The organism is Streptomyces sp. NPDC006463 (assembly GCF_042870715.1).
Lineage (GTDB): Bacteria > Actinomycetota > Actinomycetes > Streptomycetales > Streptomycetaceae > Streptomyces.
Window position 1 is genome coordinate 1 of record NZ_JBIAHP010000073.1, and the last position, 2678, is coordinate 2678.

At 73.2% G+C, this 2678-nt stretch carries 3 protein-coding genes; 2 read left to right on the plus strand and 1 reads right to left on the minus strand.

Annotated features, from left to right (window positions below; all coding sequences use genetic code 11):
- The coding region (locus ACFYOB_RS41530) for a BBE domain-containing protein (RefSeq protein WP_388570269.1) at positions 1-672 on the plus strand (672 nt) is incomplete at its 5' end.
- A gap of 109 nt (positions 673-781) precedes the next feature.
- Positions 782-2002: a cytochrome P450 gene (locus ACFYOB_RS41535; RefSeq protein WP_388570272.1), complete on the plus strand. Its 1221-nt coding sequence runs from the start codon at positions 782-784 to the stop codon at positions 2000-2002.
- Between the two features lie 10 nt (positions 2003-2012).
- Here the strand turns inward: ACFYOB_RS41535 and ACFYOB_RS41540 are convergent.
- The coding region (locus ACFYOB_RS41540) for a BBE domain-containing protein (protein WP_388570274.1) at positions 2013-2678 on the minus strand (666 nt) is incomplete at its 5' end.

Consider the following 2678-nt stretch of genomic DNA (forward strand, 5'->3'; position numbering starts at 1 on the left):
TCCCTCGCCCTCATCCCGGTGCCGGACGTGCCCGTCGTGCCGGAGCCGCTGCGCGGCCGGTACGTCGCCCACGTCCGGATCGCGTTCACGGGTGACGCCGAGGAGGGCGAGCGCCTGGTCGCCCCGCTGCGCGCGGTCGCACCGCGGCTGCTGGACACGCTCACGGAGATGCCGTACACGGCGAGCGCGGCCATCCACAACGATCCCCCGACGCCCATGCCCTGGTACGCGGACGTCGCCATGCTCGACGAGCTGGCCGAGTCCGACGTGCCGACCATCCTCAAGACCGTCGGCCCCGACGCGCCCGTCATGTGCATCGTCGAACTGCGCCACCTCGGCGGCGCGCTGGCCCGCCGACAGGGGGCGCCGAACGCGGTCGGCCACCGCGACGCCCGCTACATGCTCTACGTGCTCTCACCGCTGGTCGGCCCGTTCACCCCCGAGACCGTACGGCCGGTGCACCGCCGGCTCTTCGACGCCCTCGCCCCCCGTACGACGGGGCGTTTCGTGAACTTCATGGGCATCGGCGAGAACGCCGGTGCGGAGCAGGTGCGTTCGGCGTTCGACCCCGAGGACCACGCACGTCTGGTCCGGCTCAAGGCCGTGCACGACCCGGCCAACACCTTCCGCGCCAACTACAACCTGGAGCCCGGCACGCCCGGCTCCCGCTAGCCGGTGATCGCCCACTGCGGTGGCTCCCGACCCCCTTCTCGGGGCCGCCGCGGTGGGCGGTCGCCTGTCCGCGGGTCCGTCGGCGGATCCGGCAGATTGGAAGCAGCAGATGTCCCAGAGCGTGTTCCCCCTCGACCCCACGGGGAGCGATCTCGCCGCCGAGGCCGCCGCGCTGCGCCGGCTCGGGCCCATCGCCCGGGTGGAGCTGCCGGGCGGTGTGCGGGCCTGGTCGGTGACCCGGCACGAGCGGATCAAGCAACTCCTCACGGATCCACGGGTGTCCAAGGATCCCCGCCGGCACTGGCCGGCCTTCCGCGACGGCGAGATCACGCCCGACTGGCCGCTCTACCCATGGGTGTCCGTGGAGAACATGCTGACGGCCTACGGCGCCGAGCACTCCAGGCTGCGCCGGCTGGTCGCGGGCGCCTTCACCGCCCGCCGCTCGAAGTCGCTCGCGCCGTCCGTGGAGGAGGTGACGGACGGGCTGCTGGAGGAGCTGGCCGCGGTGCCGGCCGGGGAGACGGTGGACCTGCGGGCCACGTTCACCCACCCGCTGCCCTTCCAGGTGATCTGCCGGCTGTTCGGCGTACCGGAGGCCACCAGCGACTCGCTGCGGCAGATGATGGACGCCTTCTTCCGTGACCCCGGGAGCATCGACGACATCCAGGAACGCGGGCGGGCCATCTACGCGGTCCTCACCGACCTGGTGGCGTACAAGCGCGAGCACCCCGGGCCGGACTTCTCCTCCGAGCTGATCGCCGTACGCGACGAGGACGGCGAGCGGCTGAACGAACAGGAACTGGCCGACACCCTGATGCTCATGATCGGGGCCGGCCACGAGACCACGGCCAACCTGCTCGGCAGCGCCCTGGTCGAACTGCTGTCCCGGCCCGACCAGCTGGCGCACATCCGGGCCGGCCGGGCCACCTGGCAGGACGCCATCGAGGAGTCCCTGCGCCTGCACGGACCGGTGGCCCACATGCCGCTGCGTTTCGCGACACAGGACATCGACGTGGACGGGGTGACCATCGCGCGGGGTGACGCGATCATCGTCTCCTACTCGGCGGCCGGCCAGGATCCGGAACAGCACGGCCCGGACGCGCTCGAGTTCGACCTGCTCCGCGAGCGGCGCGAGCACCTCGCCTTCGGGCACGGCGCCCACCACTGTCTCGGCGCCCCCTTGGCCCGGCTGGAGGCCGGGATCGCGCTGCCGCGGCTCTTCGACCGCTTCCCCGGCCTCCGGTTGGCGCGGCCCCGCTCCGAGATCCCGGGGTCCGGCTCCTTCATCGCGAACGGGCCGCGCGACCTGCCCGTCCTGCTGACGTCATGACCTCATGACCTCATGACGCCTGGTCCGGCTGGATGTTGTGGTTCACGCGGAAGGTGTTCGCGGGATCGTACGCGGCTTTCAGCCGGGCCAGCCGCCGTCGCGCGGGGGCCTCGTACAGCGTGCTGAGCCGCTCGGCCGTGGCCGGGCGGCCGCTCCCGTAGACGAAGTTCAGGCTGCGGCCCACGGTCCACGGCCGAACGGCGGCGAGCAGCTCCTCGTGGACGGGGGCGATGTCGGCCGTGCTCCAGGGCCCCACGGGTGAGAGCACGCGCAGGATGTACGCCGCCCCGCGGTGGCCGACCGCGTTGGGCACGGCCGGCGGGCGGGCCAGCGCGCCGCCCAGGTGGCGCAGGTCCACGACGCACATGACGGGGGCGGCCGGGCCGGCGAGGTCCTGGACGGCGTCGAGTACCGGGGTGCCGAGCGAGCCGAGCAGGGCGTTGTCCCCGGTGTAGCCGTGCGGGTGGACCGGGTCGTCGAAGACGGAGCCGCTCGCGGTGTACGGCATCTCGCGCAGGGTGTCCATCAGACGGGGCCCGACGGCGCGCAGCGGCGCGACGGCCTTGCGGCCGGCGATCGCGTCGCCGGTGTAGGCGATCCGGACGTGGGCGACGTAGCGGCCGCGCAGCGGCTCGGGCATGAACGGCAGGTCGGGCACAGGCATCAGCCCCACGCT